Annotated in this window: 16 protein-coding genes and 6 tRNA genes; 18 read left to right on the top strand and 4 right to left on the bottom strand. The window is 35.4% G+C overall.

Translation table 11 applies throughout. From position 1 onward, the window contains the following. Window positions 1-3: 3 nt before the first annotated feature. The 13 genes from OL225_RS18070 (at window position 4) to OL225_RS18010 (ending at window position 5,655) form a co-directional block, all read left to right on the top strand. Window positions 4-75 (top strand) — tRNA-Glu (locus OL225_RS18070). Window positions 76-437: 362 nt separating this feature from the next. Next, a tRNA-Leu gene (locus OL225_RS18065) sits at window positions 438-511 on the top strand. Between the two features lie 91 nt (window positions 512-602). Then, window positions 603-678: transfer RNA gene (locus tag OL225_RS18060), tRNA-Leu, on the top strand. Window positions 679-766: 88 nt separating this feature from the next. Further along, window positions 767-839 (top strand) — tRNA-Phe (locus OL225_RS18055). A gap of 97 nt (window positions 840-936) precedes the next feature. Beyond that, window positions 937-1,008, top strand: a tRNA-Gln gene (locus OL225_RS18050). A gap of 8 nt (window positions 1,009-1,016) precedes the next feature. Beyond that, window positions 1,017-1,087: transfer RNA gene (locus tag OL225_RS18045), tRNA-Trp, on the top strand. A 108-nt stretch (window positions 1,088-1,195) separates the two neighbouring features. Further along, on the top strand, window positions 1,196-1,681 hold the full coding sequence (locus OL225_RS18040) for a ribonuclease H-like YkuK family protein (protein ID WP_047377788.1): 486 nt from the start codon (window positions 1,196-1,198) through the stop codon (window positions 1,679-1,681). Between the two features lie 49 nt (window positions 1,682-1,730). Continuing rightward, window positions 1,731-2,102 (top strand): cyclic-phosphate processing receiver domain-containing protein, encoded by a 372-nt coding sequence (locus OL225_RS18035; RefSeq protein ID WP_264519144.1) that lies wholly within the window; start codon window positions 1,731-1,733, stop codon window positions 2,100-2,102. Continuing rightward, window positions 2,102-2,665: a DinB family protein gene (locus OL225_RS18030; protein ID WP_264519143.1), complete on the top strand. Its 564-nt coding sequence runs from the start codon at window positions 2,102-2,104 to the stop codon at window positions 2,663-2,665. The genes OL225_RS18035 and OL225_RS18030 overlap by 1 nt, the downstream gene beginning before the upstream one ends. Before the next feature lie 6 nt (window positions 2,666-2,671). Beyond that, window positions 2,672-3,688, top strand: a complete 1,017-nt coding sequence (locus OL225_RS18025; RefSeq protein WP_264519142.1) for an RNA ligase, Rnl2 family — start codon at window positions 2,672-2,674, stop codon at window positions 3,686-3,688. Window positions 3,689-3,779: 91 nt separating this feature from the next. Further along, window positions 3,780-4,343, top strand: coding sequence for a metallophosphoesterase family protein (locus OL225_RS18020; protein ID WP_047377884.1), 564 nt, complete (start codon window positions 3,780-3,782; stop codon window positions 4,341-4,343). A gap of 107 nt (window positions 4,344-4,450) precedes the next feature. Next, window positions 4,451-4,993 (top strand): 3'-5' exonuclease, encoded by a 543-nt coding sequence (locus OL225_RS18015; RefSeq protein WP_264519141.1) that lies wholly within the window; start codon window positions 4,451-4,453, stop codon window positions 4,991-4,993. A 110-nt stretch (window positions 4,994-5,103) separates the two neighbouring features. Further along, window positions 5,104-5,655, top strand: a complete 552-nt coding sequence (locus OL225_RS18010) for a 3'-5' exonuclease (protein ID WP_264519140.1) — start codon at window positions 5,104-5,106, stop codon at window positions 5,653-5,655. Between the two features lie 67 nt (window positions 5,656-5,722). Here OL225_RS18010 and OL225_RS18005 read toward each other — a convergent pair whose 3' ends face one another. Genes OL225_RS18005 through OL225_RS17995 form a run of 3 tightly spaced genes read right to left on the bottom strand, consistent with a single transcriptional unit; the run spans window position 5,723 to window position 7,384 of the window. Continuing rightward, window positions 5,723-6,607 (bottom strand): alpha/beta fold hydrolase, encoded by an 885-nt coding sequence (locus OL225_RS18005; protein ID WP_264519139.1) that lies wholly within the window; start codon window positions 6,605-6,607, stop codon window positions 5,723-5,725. 5 nt (window positions 6,608-6,612) lie between these two features. Next, window positions 6,613-6,951, bottom strand: a complete 339-nt coding sequence (locus OL225_RS18000) for a GIY-YIG nuclease family protein (RefSeq protein ID WP_047377885.1) — start codon at window positions 6,949-6,951, stop codon at window positions 6,613-6,615. A 7-nt stretch (window positions 6,952-6,958) separates the two neighbouring features. Continuing rightward, a complete protein-coding gene (locus tag OL225_RS17995; protein WP_264519138.1) occupies window positions 6,959-7,384 on the bottom strand; it encodes a MarR family winged helix-turn-helix transcriptional regulator in 426 nt (141 codons plus the stop codon). Between the two features lie 411 nt (window positions 7,385-7,795). On the opposite strand from OL225_RS17995, the gene OL225_RS17990 reads away from it, so the two are divergent. From OL225_RS17990 to OL225_RS17980, 3 genes are all read left to right on the top strand, one after another. Continuing rightward, window positions 7,796-8,533, top strand: a complete 738-nt coding sequence (locus OL225_RS17990) for a hypothetical protein (protein ID WP_264519137.1) — start codon at window positions 7,796-7,798, stop codon at window positions 8,531-8,533. A gap of 94 nt (window positions 8,534-8,627) precedes the next feature. Beyond that, complete coding sequence (locus tag OL225_RS17985) at window positions 8,628-11,324, top strand: DUF6493 family protein (RefSeq protein ID WP_264519136.1); 2,697 nt, start codon at window positions 8,628-8,630, stop codon at window positions 11,322-11,324. 3 nt (window positions 11,325-11,327) lie between these two features. Further along, a complete protein-coding gene (locus OL225_RS17980) occupies window positions 11,328-12,671 on the top strand; it encodes an SWIM zinc finger family protein (RefSeq protein ID WP_264519135.1) in 1,344 nt (447 codons plus the stop codon). 148 nt (window positions 12,672-12,819) lie between these two features. Here OL225_RS17980 and OL225_RS17975 read toward each other — a convergent pair whose 3' ends face one another. Beyond that, window positions 12,820-13,272: a VOC family protein gene (locus tag OL225_RS17975; protein WP_264519134.1), complete on the bottom strand. Its 453-nt coding sequence runs from the start codon at window positions 13,270-13,272 to the stop codon at window positions 12,820-12,822. A gap of 447 nt (window positions 13,273-13,719) precedes the next feature. On the opposite strand from OL225_RS17975, the gene OL225_RS17970 reads away from it, so the two are divergent. Together OL225_RS17970 and OL225_RS17965 are read left to right on the top strand one after the other, a co-directional pair. Next, window positions 13,720-15,240 carry a TROVE domain-containing protein gene (locus OL225_RS17970; protein WP_264519133.1) on the top strand — a complete coding sequence of 507 codons (1,521 nt, stop codon included), beginning with the start codon at window positions 13,720-13,722 and terminating at the stop codon, window positions 15,238-15,240. Between the two features lie 47 nt (window positions 15,241-15,287). Next, window positions 15,288-15,866 carry a hypothetical protein gene (locus tag OL225_RS17965; RefSeq protein ID WP_047377799.1) on the top strand — a complete coding sequence of 193 codons (579 nt, stop codon included), beginning with the start codon at window positions 15,288-15,290 and terminating at the stop codon, window positions 15,864-15,866. Window positions 15,867-16,573: the final 707 nt, after the last annotated feature.

Genomic DNA, 16,573 nt, shown 5'->3' with positions numbered 1-16,573 from the left:
AATGCTCTATTCGTCTAATGGTGAGGACGCCTGCCTTTCGAGCAGAAAATAAGGGTTCGATTCCCTTATAGAGTACTGGATGTGAATAGCTGGTCAATATTGAATTGATATAATACCATGAAAGTTCAGATTTTAAAAAAATTGGCCAGTTACCATTCACACAAAAAATGAAGAAAAGAGAAAAGGTCTGTCAAGAGCAGAAGATCTTTAGTCAATAAAAATAGACAGCCTTTCACTTTTTTTAAACAAAATACATTAGGAAATGAGAAAGGTTTGTCAAGCGCAGAAGATCTTTACAAATACTAGCAGGCATAATTTATTAACAGACAGAGCTTTCTCAAACCTAGATATAATATGAGTAATAAGCAATGAATAATAAGTAATAATAAAAAGAGAAAATATTACTCATTACCGATTACTCATTACTAATAAGTTACGCCTCTCTATTCCAATTGGCAGAGAAAACGGCTTTAAACCCCGTAAAGTCCCAGTTCGAATCTGGGGAGAGGTACAAGATATGAGCAATAAGTAATGAATGATGGGTAATTAAACAGTATAAAAAAATTACTTATTACTAATTACTTATTACTAATGAAAAATCTGCGGGAATGGTGGAATGGCAGACACTCTTGATTTAGGATCAAGCTTTTGAGGGTTCGAGTCCCTTTTCCCGTACCAAAACATAAATGATAAGCAATGAGCAATAAGTAATAATAAAAAGAGAAAATATTACTCATTACCAATTACTCATTACTTATAAATAGCCGGAAGAGTGGTGTAGAAGGTCTGCACGTTAGTCTGAAAAACTAAAGGTACAGGTTCAATTCCTGTCTGTTCCACAAAAAGCATGAATGATAAGTAATACGCAATGAGCAATCATTGATATCTGACCAGTTTCTGTATTACTCATTACCAATTACTTATTGCTCATGAAATTGATTCATAGTGTAATTGGCAGCACACAAGATTTTGATTCTTGTAGTTTAGGTTCGAGTCCTAATGAATTAACAGTATTTACTCTGATAGTGTAATGGCAGCATCTCAGTCTCCAAAACTGATGGTATCGGTTCGAGTCCGGTTCGGAGTGCAAAAGATGAATAGTCAATATTGAATTTTGCTTTGCAAATGAATTTAAAAAAATTGATGATTCACAATTCAAACTAATTTAAAACAAAATTTAAAACATGTAGAAAAAATGGAAACGCAACAACAAACATGGCAGAATATGAATGGAAAATTTTTCCAAAACTCTATCACACAGCTGGTAGAAGAAGCCATCATCCGCGAACAGGCCAACGGACACCGTCTGAAAGTATGTGTGGGATCAGACTCTCATGTATACGGAGATGCCATCAGTTATGCTACGGCAGTAGTATTTATTCGTGAGGGAAAAGGAGCGTTTACCTTTATCAGAAAAGAAAGAGAAATACAGAGTATCAGTATCAAGGAGCGAATGCTGAATGAGGTCAACAAATCCGTTGAGATTGCATACGCTATCTGCTCTGTGTTGGATACTTATGGTGTGGAAATGGAGGTACACGCAGACATTAATACCGATCCCGACTTTAAATCCAATGTCGCATTAAAAGATGCAATGGGATATATTCTGGGAATGGGATATGTGTTTAAAGCAAAACCTTATGCTTTCGCAAGTTCCAACTGTGCTGATATGATGGTGTAATAAAGTTGGAAAAGGGATGTAAGGAGGATTGAAGTTTAAAAAATAAATCATGGAAAAAACAAAAAGATTATTATTTCTGGATGATATAAGGTATCCTATTGAAGCTTATCATTATACCAAACAGGATATTTTCCTCAGAAACGATTGGCATATCGTTCATAATTACGAACAGTTTGTCAACAGAATTTTGGAAAAAGGGCTTCCGGAAATGATTTCTTTTGACCATGACCTTGCCGATGAGCGCTATTTCAAACAGGACTCCCAGGAATATGTTGAAAGAACAGGATATGACTGTGCCAAATGGTTGATAGAATATTGTATGGATAACTATTTGGACCTTCCAGAATTCTACTCTCACTCTATGAATCCTGTAGGAAAGGAAAATATTCTTAGCCTTTTAAAAAACTTTAAAAAATTGTAATGGACATTTTTAGATTTATTGAAGATATTAAAACACATTTGAAACTCACATTTGATGAAGTGGATGGATGGTTTGAAAAAGATAATAAAATATTGAACCATCAACCTTCAAACAAAGGTTGGACCGTTCAGCAGATTTTAGAACACATTTATCTTACGAATTTTTACTTGTTGATCCTTATTGAAAAAGGTTCCAAAAAAGCAATGAAAAATTCTTTACATCTTGATCTGGAATCTGAAATGAAAAATTACAGCTTCAATAAAGAAAACTTTGACAAGGTAGGTGAACATGGCGCTTTTGAATGGATAAGGCCGGAACATATGGAGCCGAAAAGACAATTAGGTCTGGATGAAATCAGAAGCTTAATTACTCAGCAATATCTTCAGTGTTTACAATATCTGGAACTCATGAAGAACGGCGAAGGTTTCTTGTATAAAACAACAATGACGGTGAATGCACTGGGGAAAATTAATGTATACGAATATATTTATTTTCTTTCACTTCATGCTCAAAGACATATTACCCAGATGAAGAAAAACGAATCAGAAACGATTAAAAACTAAAACAAAATGATTTTCAAAACATATAATTCTATAGAAAATGCTTACCAAGCCCGCGTGATCGAGCAGATCAGAATACAGGGTTTTGGGGATGAGGTTTTCATAGTACAGGAAAAAGTTCACGGAGCTAATTTCTCTTTCTTTACCGACGGAAAGGAAATTAAAATCGCGAAGAGAACTGCTTTCATCGAAAAAGATGAGAAATTTTTCAATGCACATCAGATGTTGGAACGCTACAGAGAAAATGTAATAGAAGTGTTTCAAAAAGTGAAAGCCATTTACCCGGATGTAGAAACTGTAGTAATCTATGGTGAATTGTTCGGTGGTGGTTACAAACATAAAGAAGTGGAACCCGTAAAAGATGCTGTGAAGGTACAGAAAGGTATTGAATATGCACCTTACAATGAATTTTACGCTTTCGATATTAAACTGAATGGGATTACCTATTTGGATACAGAAGTTGTCAATCAGATTTTTGAAGAGACAGGATTTTTCTATGCTAAAATTTTGTTTCAGGGAACTCTGGAAGAAGCTTTGAAATTCCCTAATGTTTTCAATTCAAAAATTCCGGCTTGGCTGGGATTACCTGAATTGGAGAGCAATATGTGTGAAGGTACCATCGTGAAAACTTTGAAAACCAAATATTTTGGAAACGGAGCCAGAGTCATTCTGAAAAATAAGAATGAAAAATGGGTAGAAAAGTCCAAAATGGTTAAAAAAGAAGGTAAAACTGTTCAAAAACAGATTCATTTCAGTGAAAAAGCTCAGGAAATCTGGGAAGAAATCCAACAATATGCTACAGTCAACAGATTACATAATGTGGTCAGCAAAATCGGCGAATTCGAACCTAAAATGATAGGTAAGGTCATTGGTCTTTTTTCACAGGATATTTTAGAGGATTTCCAGAAAGATTTTCCGGCAGGTTTCCCAGCTATTGAAAAAGATGAGCAGAAAAGGATCAATAAAAAATTGAATTCTTTAGTAATTGATTTTATAAAAGAAGAGTTGATGACTCTTAAAGTGTAGTTTCGGTAATTTTTTTACCGAAACTTTTTTATGTATAACCTTAACCGTAAAGTAATATGATTTTTACGGTAACATTCAAACAATTAAAAAAATGAAACCCAATATATTTTTTACAGCAGACCATCATTTTGGTCATGAGAATATTATAAAATTTTCAGAAAGACCTTTTGAATCTCTGGACCATATGAATCAAGAGCTCATTAAAAGATGGAACGAGAAAATTCAACCCGGTGATACAGTCTACCATTTAGGAGATATGAGTTTAGGAAAACCGGATTTTACAAAGGAAATTTTAGACAGTTTAAATGGTAATATCCATCTGATCAAAGGTAATCACGAAGGAGCTGCTTTAACCTATCCCAAGCGGTTTGCTTCCATCAGAGATTACCATGAACTGAAAATTGATGAACCGGATCAAAACAATGGTAAACAGAAAATCATTCTTTTCCACTACGCGATGCGTACCTGGAATGGCTCACACCGTGGTGTCTGGCAATTATACGGTCATTCACACGGAACCTTGCCGGATGATGAGATGGCACTTAGTTTTGACGTTGGGGTAGACTGCCACAACTTTTATCCGGTTTCCTACGAGGAAGTCAAAGAATTGATGAAAAGGAAAAAATGGACACCTCCATTTGCTCCAAGAAATTAACAATGAGTAATCATTAAACGTAGAAAAAGTGAAAATGAGACTTCATTTAGTATTGAATAGGATTCATCATACATTTTACTTTTTACATCGTACATTTTACAATAACAATGAAAACAACCAACGAGATAATAATTATCGATCTGGAAGCTACGTGCTGGGAAAACGACAGAATTCCCATCGGGCAGAAAGTCGATATTATAGAAATAGGGATTTGCAAATTAAATTTAACATCAAAAGCAATTTCCCAAAAACAAAGCATTTATGTAATTCCTGAAAGATCGGAAATCAACAGGTTCTGCACAAAACTGACCGGAATTACCCCGCAGCTGATAGCAGAAAAAGGAATCTATTTTGAGGAAGCCTGTGAAATAATCAGGACTGAATACCATTCTGATCCACTTACATGGGCAGGATATGGAAACTTCGATGGAGAGCAGATCATAGAACAATGTGATTGGCTCGGCATAAAAAATCCTTTTTCAGAAAATTATCTGAATGTGATGTTTGAATTTAAAAGACATTTCGGACTGTACAAATCAATAGGTCTTAAAAGAGCTCTTGGTCATCTGAACATGGATTTTGAAGGTACTCATCACAGCGGAGCAGACGATGCTTATAACACAGCCAGAATTTTAAGTAAGATTCTGTAATTAGTAATTAGGCTGGAAGCCTGAAGCAGGAGGCTGGAAGTAAATTAGATACTGTAAAACTTCCCTCTTCCCACATTCATCTTCCTCCATAACAATCAAATTTTAAACAAGTGAAAACAACAGAAAATATATTAATTGTAGACCTTGAAGCAACGTGTTGGGAAAACCGACCGCCAAGAGGCCAGGAAAGTGAGATCATCGAAATTGGTGTTTGTATCATGAACGCAAAGACCGGTAAGATCTCTAAAAATGAAGGGATTTTAATAAAACCCCAGTATTCAAAAGTAAGCCCGTTCTGTACGGAGCTTACTACCATTACCCAAAATATGCTGGATAATGAAGGAATCATGCTGGATGATGCTTTCGATATTCTGAGAGCAGAATATGATTCAGAAGAACTGACATGGGCCAGCTACGGAAACTATGATCTGAATATGCTTCAGAATCAGGCAAGAAGATTCTATACAGATTATCCTATGAGTGATGACCATATCAATGTGAAAACATTATTTGGTGAAATTCATCCTACCATCAGGAAAAGTGTAGGAATGAACAGAGCTTTGGGTGAATTGGGCCTTACGCTTGAAGGTACACATCACAGAGGAGTGGATGATGCCAAAAACATTGCAAAGATTCTGCATTGGTGCATGAAAAATTATTAAGTCATCTTAAATAACAATAGATCCATTTAAAAATGAAGGCTGTCTCAAATGATGAGGCAGCCTTTTTTTATTTTGCTAAATCAGAGATCCTGCCATTGATAAAACCATAGAGCTCCTCAGGAATAGAATGTCCCATCCCTTCAATGAGAAGCCATTCAGCATTGGGAATAGAATCCGCAATATCTTTTCCACAATCAGGATGGAAGATCAGATCATCTGTTCCATGAATAATCAAAGCCGGAGCAGTTATTTTTTTCAGCATGTCAGGATTATACTGAAAAGAACCCATAGCCAGAAGCTGCCGGATGATGCCGTTTTTCGTTCTGGAACGGGTAAGTTCTTCTTCAAGCAAAACCTTTTCCTGATTCGGATCAAACAGATATCCGGAACCTGATATTTTTTCTGCAAAATGGAGTTTCTCCCTGAAATACTCTTCTCTATAAAGAAAAGGATCTGCAGATACCCGTGTCATCATAGCCATTACTTCAGGATCTGGTTTAGGGAGGGCAGGTTTTAAGGAAGTTGACATGATGATCGTCAATGATAAAACTCTTTCAGGATAGTATGAACCTAAAATCTGTGCGATGATTCCCCCCATAGAGCGTCCTGCAATATGAGCCTTTTCAATCTTTAAATGATCAAGCATGCCAATAACATCGTTTGCCATATCCATCAAAGTATAAGGAATACCTTCTTTGTTTATCACAGCAAAAACTTCTTCAATACTTTTATCTGAAGGGATTTCTTTTTTTGCACTAAAAACAGAATTTCCAGAATCTCTGTTGTCAAAGCGGATTACCCTGAATCCTTTTTCAGCCAAAAGTTTACAGAATTTACTATCCCAACGGATCATCTGGCTTCCTAATCCAGAGATCAGGACTAAATTTTTGGTGAAGGAAATTCCAAAAATTTCGTAGCATAAATCTATATCTTGTATGCGAATCGTTTCCATAGAAATTAATACAATTCAGTGGTACTTTCTGAAATTACTTTCTGCTCAGCTTTCTGTATCTCCAGACGGTAGTTGATATATTCATTATTTTGATCAGGTACAATCATGGCAAATTCAAAAGTAAAAAGATCACTTCCCGATTCTGTCCATTCTTTCTGTAATTGAGAATTGGTAAATAACCCGCCATTTAAAAGAAATTTCATCTTATTCACCAACGCTTCCAGATTTAAAGAAGCCTGGATAAACTGTTTTCCATTTAAAGTATTTGTAACAGCAAGAACTCCCATTGTTGTTTTATGATCTTTAGCTTTTTCTCTAAGCTGTTTTTTTAATGCATTTTTCATGTTTTCATTATTGTATATTTCCTCCCAGGTCAAATAAAAATTCATTCACCATCTTTAAAGATTTATTCTTTTTTGAAGAAAGAATTTCTTTTGTAATATGCTCTGCACTTCGCTTTGCCTCTTCAAAGATCTTTTTACCATTAGAAGTGATGACCACATAGCTTACACGGGCATCTCTTTCATTGGTTTCTCTGGCTATCAACCCAATTTTTTCCAAAGGGTTCAATAATCGGGTTACTCCAGATGCTGTAAGACCTGTTTTTTCAGCAAGATCTATTCTTCTCATTTTGCTCTCAGATGAAGAATTAAGGATATAAAGAATAACAAAGTCATTGAATCCCAGACCATGAACGCTCAAATAATCAAATTTTCTGGCGATTACAGACTGCAGCTTATTAATGTTCATTAAAAATAATAATTCGGTACTTATCATTGAAAAGTGTTTGAGTTATCAAGTATTTTTATTTGGCAAATATATAAAATTTAATGAATTACAATCCTGATTTTAATATTTTAAATAAAATTAACGTATCTGTATAATATATTGACTTAATCATGAAGAGTACAAATTCCGAAATTAAGACACTAAATAATGTGTAAATGTCAAAGTACAGAGTCTTTAACCACTTTTTTGTTAATATATCCTTAAACAGGGAATTGTTTTTAGAGTGTCAAAGTGATGCTGGTAGTTGTTTTATTAACTTAATATTTTGTTAAAAAATTCACTTTAATGGGATAATTTACTGTCTGTCAGTCATTTTTTTTTATTTTAGCTGATAAGAATGAATTTATGTTTATTGATGAAGGTTTTAAGACAATGTATTTAAACTGTAAAATAAAGGAGATGGTTCCTTTTCTTAAAAAGCTTACACCAAAAGATAAAAAAGAAGTTGTTGCTCTTTTAAAAAAACATAATAATAAAAAACTGAGCCTTAATACAATTTCTGTATTAGCTTCTTTGATTGGCTGCAAAGCGGGAAATGAGTACAAAGACAAATCCGGATATGATGTGATACCGGTTTATTTTGTCGACGAATTCATTGAAAATTATTTTCTTGAAAATGCTTCTTTTTTGAAAAATGTATTCCATCCTTACCATAGTGTTTATTATAATAGCCTGATCGGAATTTTATATGAGAAACTTTGTTTTTCAGATTCTTTTTTTTCAACGAAAAGCAATAAAATTTCATCAAGTGCTGTTTATCAATATAATACCGAAGAAGAAATGATGTTTCCTGATGTTTGGATGAAGCTGGATTTATCTTCGCAGCAGATACATTATTTATTCCTCTCTTTAGGACTGTTTAATAAATACGAAACACTCTCTGGTACGGCTTTTGAAGCCTCATTAAACAAGGCAGTTTCGGATGATTTTAAGAAACAGACACTGGGAATATTAATTGGTAAAAAGATCAGTTTTGAATGGCCATCTGTAAAGCAATTTACAGACAAAGTTTTAAAATTTATCAACCTGATTACTAGTTGTAATATCGCTTTCAGAAAACTGCTGATCCCCATTCTTTCAGCTGTTGAGAAATCAGTTTTTAATGTTAAAAGCTCCTCAAGTTTTGTTATGACCTGATAAAGCAGAACCGAACCAAGCCCATTATCGGACTGTTAGAAGAATGGAAAAAATGAATAACCTGAAACAAATTTATACATCAAATTAGAAGCACATGAAAGAAAGACTTTATGAGATCCTTAATGAGGAAAAAATACATGAGATTATCCCTTTTCTAAAAGAACTTAGCATTGAAGAAAGGAAAACACTGGTGCCCTCTATAAAGAAAATGGACAGGGAGATCAGTAAAATTGTAATGACTAAAAACTCCTACCATACGGCAGGATCTGTAAGCCAGCATTCCATTATTGATATTGCTTCATTTGTCTGTATGGACAAAAAGAACTTTGGTAAAAACTACTGGAGTCTTTTCCGTAATGCAGAACAAACCGAACAGATCCTGGAGTGGGGCTGCCCGGAATGGTTTTCAGACTTTATCAATGAATCTGTAGAAGCTGAATTTACAGCGTTTAACTATAAAGATATTTTAGGATGGACAGAAAAAGGCTATGTAAAGCCCAAACCGGAATTGCTGGGACATCATCTGAGCAATTACCCGGCTGAACTGGACCGCCATCCCGAAACCCTTAATACCCATTTTTGGTATCTATGTGAATATCCTTCTAAATCTTTACCCTTCCGTAAAGAATGGTTTCCTATTGTTCAGAAGCTCATCACGGAAAAAAAGATTGAAAGAAAAAGGTTTTTGAAAGAATGTCTTCTGGCTTCCAACAGAAATTTTAATAAAAATGTAACAGGCTGGTTTATGGATGCGTTTACATCATTAAAACCAACAGAAGAAGAATTGTCTGAGCTGCAGGATGAATTGCTTGCAGGGCTGGCTTCCTCACAGTCAAAAGCTGTGAATACCATATTATCACATTTGAAAAAAATTGTGGGAGTTCCTAATTTTAAAAATGATGAATTTTCCCATTACCTTCCGAATTTACTGAGTTCGGAAGTAAAAACGGTGGTTGTTTCCAGTCTGGTACTTACCGAAAAAATATTCCAGAGAAAGAAAATAGATCCTGAAATGCTGGGAATGGCTTTAAGTACTGCATTTGTCAGCAAAGATGATGGTGTACAGTCAAAAGCTGCGAAGATCATCCTTAAATATATTCCAGCTTCAGAAAATATCATAGAGGCTCTTTCCCATTATTCAGATAATATACTGACTAATGTACGTCCTCTTCTGATAAAATATATTGAAGAAACACAACCAGAGCTGGAGGCAATAGCGTCGAAAAAATTATCCCTGACTACAGAGGAAAATGCGGTGAGAGTACTTCAGAACTTTGAAGATCTGATGTTTTATCTTCCTTTGGCTATGGATGATCCATACAGCCAGCATTGTGATATTGCTTTGACTGGATTTATCCATTTTGCCGGTGATGTAAACGCTGAGTCTGTGAAATTAATAGAACCGGTATTTTTGAAAGCCTGTAAAACAATTGCGAAGTGGGAAGTTCCCTATCTGAATGTTTTATTGTGCAATGCTATTATCAATTATGGCTTGGGTTTACTGGAAAAATATCCTATTCAGCTTAAAAATCTGGAAAAAATTTACCATAAGACCAAAGAAGAGGAAACAGCAAGAGAATCTTACTCCAATTATCAGAAAAAATTGGGGCCAATTGAAAATGTGGGAGCAGACTGCCCTGCCAGAATAGCTTTTAAGGAGCTTGCTATCCATGCATATGAAAAAATAAAATCAGGAGATAAAATCCCGTTATTGTTCCCTGTTACCCATGCTCCATGCTGGATTTCCCCTATTACACTGGTGGAAAGACTGGAGAGCTATCAGAATAATAATATTGAACCCCATCATCTGGATATTCAGCTGGCATTGCAGCGTTGTGCTTTAGACAATACTTCAGAAGCTGTTGTAGAAGTTGAAAGAAGATTAAAAGGAGAATATAAAGAACTGTTACTTTTCTTCTTTGGCAAAAATGTTAAGCCGGAAGGAAAATTTGAACACCCTTCATGGTGGATGACTGCGGGAATTACCCGTTCACCGGAAATAGTGTTTGAAGAATTCAGCAGTTTCGGGTATGATGATATTCCTGTAGAATTCTTTTCAGGGGCTTACAAATGGAAAACCATTGATAATAAGAAAAACTCATACTACCCTGTAGAGCTGAAGATTGTTATCCCTAAATATCATCTTGTAAAAAGAAAAGAACCTTTATTCGTGGAGTATTTCGTTGCCGAACAGAAAGAACTTACCGAAATTCCCGCTTTGATGCTGTGCTTTCCGAACACTCCGGCAAATGCTTTGGCAAAAGTAATCAAGCACTGTCTTTTCTTTTCAGGAATTGCCGAAGTTTATGAAAGAAGTCTGGTTTTGAATACAGCAAATGCGCTTTATCAGGTTAAAAAACCTTTGGATGAAATCGGATATCTGTTCTTAGGAACTATTTTCCTGGACAGCGATAAGACGATCCGCGGTACAGCAGCTGAAATTTGGCTGGAACACGTTTCTTCCCAAACCATGGATAATGCATGGTTAGGTAGAGTGATTGGTCTGCATGAAAAGTTGGAATGGGCACCTGTTAAAAGACTAACAGATCTCATGCAGCATCATATGCTGAATGTCAGTAAGAATCATAATATTGCCCTGGAAGAATTAATTTCCAATATATTGCTTCAAATGGAAACACCGGTAACCAATCTGAAAAAGATTCTGGAAATATACCATGAAGTATTGGCTTTGAATCACTCAGAAGCACATAAAGAGATAATCATAAAACTAGATAGCTGGAAAGAAAACTCGAGTCTGAAAAAAATATGTAGTCTTCTTCTGAAAAAATAGATTATGGAGGATACACTTATTTACAACTATTCAGAAGCATCCTCTTTAGTAAGGAAAGATGCGCTTGAAGAGCTTTTTCTTGCTAAATACAGTGAGGTCCATAAAAATACCGATGTCCCGTGTTTTTTCTGGGGAAATGTCAGGCAGCCTTTTATTTTAGCACGTTGCCTGATTACACTTTCCAATATTGTGAAATCCAGCTTTAATCTGTCTCCGTTTCAGATGGCATTTCTCAAAGATCCGATAGTAACAGCCGGAAATCAAAGATTACGCTTTGAAGGTTTTTCTCACTGTGCCGGAGTCTATGCAAGAGTTGACATACTGCCTGATGGTCTGGAAGGTGAGTTCCTGGAAAACGGAACTACCAATGTTGATTTTAATCAGCCTATGATAAACGCCCTGGGAAGCATCCGCCCAAATGAAAAAATTATACTTTCCGTGGGTGAAAAAGAAGTGGGCCTGTACAAAAAAGAGGAAAAGGTAATAGAAAAAAAGGTTCCTTTACCGGTAAAATGGATCAAAGGACTGGGAACTGTTCAGGTTTATTTATCAGAATCTGAAAAACGGCATACTTTTAATAAAATTCAGACACAGCAGCTGTTCCAGGGAATGCCGAAAGGAACCATAAAGTTGGATTATTATCTGATTGTGAGAGGAAATAAACCCATTTTCTCTCCGGTAAAATCTGTGGATGCTGTTTGTATAGGCGGTCTTCACAGGCTTCGTCTTTTAGAACCATTGCTTCCTTATATTGATTGTATGCAGGTTTTTCCACATTCTAATATGCAGTCTACAACGTGGCAGCTCTATATGGGACATATCAGATTCAGCTTTTCTTTGTCAAGAGAGTGCTGGAGAGGTTTCTCAGGAGAAGGTGCTGTATTGGAAAACCTTATTTCTGAGGTTTCTGATGAGTGGATTGATGCTTTGGATAAGTATGCCTATGCCAATCAATCTTTTGATCCAGCTATACTTGCTCTGAAGGAAAATCTGAGTTTCAGCAAAGCTGAAAATATTACAGGAAGACTTGCTGCAATGGGATTACTTGGGTATGACCTTGATGATCATGAATTTTTCTACCGCAGACTTCCTTTTAAATTAAGCCGTATTATTGGCCTCAATCCTCGCATAAAAAATGCCGAAAAGTTGATAGAAGGCGGAAAAGTAGAAATTTTAAATAACAACAAAGAAAGAACAGAAGCCAGAGTAGAAGGAACTGATGTACATCATACGGTAATCATTGAAGAAGAAAAAGAACGCTGTACCTGCGAATGGTTCAGTAAATATCAGGGAGAAAGAGGTCCTTGTAAGCACGTGCTGGCAGTGAAGAAACTTGTAAGCGGTTAAAGACTGATCTTATCATTTTGTTGACGGTCGCAAGGGCGCAAAAATTTTGTTTAATAAGAATTTTATTTTGATCCCCTTAAGTCTTTGATTCCCTTGCACCTCTGTATTATATTATTGACCTTTGACAAATATTTCTATAATTTCTGTATCAATTTTTTACCTGTTCCATCCATTCCTCATAACTAAGCACACCCAATTCCGGTTTGCTTTCCCCCTCAAGAATAGAGATAAATTCAAGCTGGTTTCCATCAGGATCATTAAAATAAATGGCCAGTGCGGGCATCCACGCAAATACCATAGGTTCAGTACTTCCGTTTTTTAGAAAATTGTAAGGTTTCAAATTCTTATTTTTCAAAAATTCTACTGAATAATTTAAAATATCTTCTTTACTGCTTGAAAAAGCAAAATGCCTAGTCTGGAGATTTTCCGCCTGTTCCCACAGTCCTAACATAAATTCTTTCCCTTCTCCAACCCATAGAAAAGCGATAGGTCTGGTTCCATCTCTGTGAGCCAGTTTCAATCCTAACACTTCTGTATAAAACTGTATTGCGTTTTCCAGATTGCTTACCTGTACATGAGTCTCATATATTCCCTTAATCATAGCTTAATTTTAATAATAGCAAAGCTAGAAAACCCTTTCTTAAAAACAAATCAGAGATGATTTTTTTAATGAAAACGAATGATAGAAGGATTTTATAATTAGGAATTAGGAATTAGGAATTAGGAATTAGGAATTAGGAATTAGGAATTAGGAATTAGATTGTCATTAAAGATCTATGTTTATTTTCAATGGGTGGTTTTTAACCTACCTTATAAGTTACCATTTAGCCGAAACTTAAATCTGTGTAATCCGCAAATCCTGAATGTTTATCCAATTGAGATATCCTCTATAAAATCTCCTTTCAACCCATTAAAAAAATAAAATTTTAAAAAAAATTAAAGAAAAATTTTCTACGCAAAAAGATTGCGCAATACTGTTTTTACTTTGCATCAGAAATCAGAGAGGAAATATCAATTCTTCTCCATGTTTAACAAAAAAACAGTAACCATGAAATTTAATTTTTTAAAAAAAGAAAATAAAAAAGTAGTCCTGAACTACGAAGGTGCAAAAGTATATGCCATGACACCTGCAGAAGAATTGTATAGTGCTGTTGTTACAACAGGACTGTCCGATGCCAACTATGAAAAAGGAAACGACAGATTGGAAAGAATCCAGTCTCTGATCAAAAAAAATGATCCTGAATTTGTAGCTAAACTGGCAGTGTATGCAAGAAAAGATATGTATTTGCGTTCCATTCCATTGGTATTGACTACCGAATTGGCAAAGCAGGTTTCCGGTACGGATCTGGTAAGTAAAACGGTAGAAGGTGTGGTCCAGAGAGCAGATGAAATCACAGAATTGCTGGCATACTACCAACTTGCGAATAAAAGAACAGATACCAAAAAATTGAACAAACTGTCAAAGCAGATTCAAAAAGGTCTGGTAAGATCATTCAATACATTCGATGAATACCAGTTTGCAAAATACAACAGAAAAGCAGAAGTAACCCTGAGAGATGCATTATTCCTGGTTCACCCAAAAGCTAAGGATGAAAACCAACAAGCTGTTTTCAATAAAATTGCCAATAACACATTGGAAACTCCTTATACATGGGAAGTAGAACTTTCAGTTTTAGGTCAGACGAAATTTGCAAATGATGCAGAAAGAAAGTTAACCTTCAAAAACAAATGGGAAGAACTGATCTTCAGCAATAAATTGGGTTATATGGCAACCATGAGAAACCTGAGGAATATCCTGGAAGCGAGAGTATCACCTGATGCAATGAATAAAGTATGCAGATATCTTTCTGATGAAAGAGCCGTATCCAATTCAAAACAACTCCCATTCCGATTTCTTGCGGCTTATAGAGAATTAAAAAATATTGATTCTCCTTATCTGTCCTCGGTATTGGAAGCATTGGAGAATGCTGTTGTGGTAAGTGCCAGAAATATCAAAGGTTTTGGTTTCGACACTTCAGTAGTGATCGCTGCAGACGTCTCAGGTTCTATGCAGAAATCCGTTTCCGGCAAAAGTAAAATCTTGTTGTATGATATCGGTTTGCTGATGTCGATGATTCTGCAGTCACAATGTAAAAACGTAGTGACAGGTATCTTCGGTGATCGTTGGCTAAGAGTCCCAATGCCTAAAAACAGTATTTTGAGGAATGTAGACGCATTCTATAAGCGTGAAGGTGAAGTAGGATATTCCACCAGTGGCTATCTGGTGATCGAGGACCTTATCAAAAGAAGAGAACAGGTGGATAAAGTAATGCTTTTCACAGATACTCAGCTATGGGATAGCAGAGGAAACAGGAACTCCTTTGAAGACTCATGGAAAAAGTACAAAGCTATCGCTCCTCATGCAAAACTGTATATTTTTGACCTTGCGGGTTATGGTACACAGCCACTTGATATCAGGAAAGATGACGTACACCTTATTGCAGGTTGGTCAGATAAAATTTTCGATGTGTTGAATGCCTTGGAAGACAAGAAATCTGCAGTGGAAATGATTCAAAAAGTAGTGCTGTAACAGGCACTGCTTTTAAAATTCAAATGTAATTTAGTAAATCAAAACCCATGAAAATTATCAATAAATATCCTGTATTTTCAGATATTATACAGCTTGGAGATACATCTTTCCAATTTAAGTTTAAGAAATCAAAATGTTTTGATCATGCGGCGGATCTTTTTGTTGTAAATATTCAAGGAGTCATAATTCAAAATGTTGAAGAATGGATAAGCGCTATAAAAGCAGATCATATTAATATGAATTCTGTTATTACAGTTGATGGAAATGCTATGGAAATATTTACAGGAAATTTTGATGAGGATCAATGGGGTGATTGGTGTACAAGTTTCTCTCCCTTTGTGTTTGAAAGCTATGATACGAAATATATCCAAAAAGAGCAAAAAGATTGGGATGATGAATTATTGTTAACTGTTAGAATGCAGGTCATGGAAAAAATGTGTCGTTCTGTAACTGCCTCTGATTTTAGAAAATTTATACAGGAATATTGTGAAGCTGATTTATCCAAAGCAGAATTGAAAACAATACAACGGGAAAGACTGAAAGAAATTCTGGAAAAGATTAATAAACTTAATGCTTCCAGCTTTTATGACATCTTTGTTTGGAAATCCACATTTCAAATCGATTAATGATGAATCAGATTGCATCATAAAATAAGGAAAGAAAGATTATGGGAAATTTATTTTATAGAATTGAATAGGAACTTGAAATGATCTTATCATTATTTTCTCAATAAAAATCAAACTACGTAAAAAGATTGCGTACATACAGCATAATTTTGCAGTGTTAATAATACTGGTGCCGTTAGAAAGACCTACTTCGATTCCAAACTGACAGAGTCTTTCATCAGCTTGCCCGGTAGCTAACCAATGCCGTAGATAAGAGTTTCATCGTCAACTTCCAATTGAATATCATTTACTCTTATTATTTATTTGCTTGGTTTTTAATAAAAAAAGAACTGCGTAAAAAGAATGCGCAGTAATAATATAGATTTGTAAAAAGAAAACTAATAATTATGAATAAACATAAAAATCAAGTGTCGTCTTAGAATCATACTTCGAGATTGATTAAACATTGGGTCGCAGGTTCGAATCCTGCCTTTTCCCTCGAAAAGGAGAGGTAGCTCAGCAGGTAGAGCAAATGCACGGAAGATTCTGAAAAATATTACCTTGATTTGTAAAAGAGTGCCGTAGAAAAGGCCTACTTCGGTTTAATTTGGTTCGACTCCATAAGGTCATGGAAATGATCTTGTACAAGTCTTTTCGAATCTTGCCTCTTTTTATTTTAAAACAAACAAGTGCCGTAGAAAAATGTTACTTCGCTCATCACGACGGGG

The sequence above is a fragment of the Chryseobacterium viscerum genome (genome assembly GCF_025949665.1).
Lineage (GTDB): Bacteria > Bacteroidota > Bacteroidia > Flavobacteriales > Weeksellaceae > Chryseobacterium > Chryseobacterium viscerum_A.
This window is presented reverse-complemented; position numbering and strand designations above follow the sequence as displayed.

What these genes read in the sequence shown, in the direction of transcription:
- OL225_RS18040 (WP_047377788.1), top strand. Translation starts at nt 1,196, where the DNA reads ATGGAAACGCAACAACAAACATGGCAGAATATGAATGGAAAATTTTTC.
- OL225_RS18035 (WP_264519144.1), top strand. Translation starts at nt 1,731, where the DNA reads ATGGAAAAAACAAAAAGATTATTATTTCTGGATGATATAAGGTATCCT.
- OL225_RS18030 (WP_264519143.1), top strand. Translation starts at nt 2,102, where the DNA reads ATGGACATTTTTAGATTTATTGAAGATATTAAAACACATTTGAAACTC.
- OL225_RS18025 (WP_264519142.1), top strand. Translation starts at nt 2,672, where the DNA reads ATGATTTTCAAAACATATAATTCTATAGAAAATGCTTACCAAGCCCGC.
- OL225_RS18020 (WP_047377884.1), top strand. Translation starts at nt 3,780, where the DNA reads ATGAAACCCAATATATTTTTTACAGCAGACCATCATTTTGGTCATGAG.
- OL225_RS18015 (WP_264519141.1), top strand. Translation starts at nt 4,451, where the DNA reads ATGAAAACAACCAACGAGATAATAATTATCGATCTGGAAGCTACGTGC.
- OL225_RS18005 (WP_264519139.1), bottom strand. Translation starts at nt 6,607, where the DNA reads ATGGAAACGATTCGCATACAAGATATAGATTTATGCTACGAAATTTTT.
- OL225_RS18000 (WP_047377885.1), bottom strand. Translation starts at nt 6,951, where the DNA reads ATGAAAAATGCATTAAAAAAACAGCTTAGAGAAAAAGCTAAAGATCAT.
- OL225_RS17995 (WP_264519138.1), bottom strand. Translation starts at nt 7,384, where the DNA reads ATGATAAGTACCGAATTATTATTTTTAATGAACATTAATAAGCTGCAG.
- OL225_RS17990 (WP_264519137.1), top strand. Translation starts at nt 7,796, where the DNA reads ATGGTTCCTTTTCTTAAAAAGCTTACACCAAAAGATAAAAAAGAAGTT.
- OL225_RS17985 (WP_264519136.1), top strand. Translation starts at nt 8,628, where the DNA reads ATGAAAGAAAGACTTTATGAGATCCTTAATGAGGAAAAAATACATGAG.
- OL225_RS17980 (WP_264519135.1), top strand. Translation starts at nt 11,328, where the DNA reads ATGGAGGATACACTTATTTACAACTATTCAGAAGCATCCTCTTTAGTA.
- OL225_RS17975 (WP_264519134.1), bottom strand. Translation starts at nt 13,272, where the DNA reads ATGATTAAGGGAATATATGAGACTCATGTACAGGTAAGCAATCTGGAA.
- OL225_RS17970 (WP_264519133.1), top strand. Translation starts at nt 13,720, where the DNA reads ATGAAATTTAATTTTTTAAAAAAAGAAAATAAAAAAGTAGTCCTGAAC.
- OL225_RS17965 (WP_047377799.1), top strand. Translation starts at nt 15,288, where the DNA reads ATGAAAATTATCAATAAATATCCTGTATTTTCAGATATTATACAGCTT.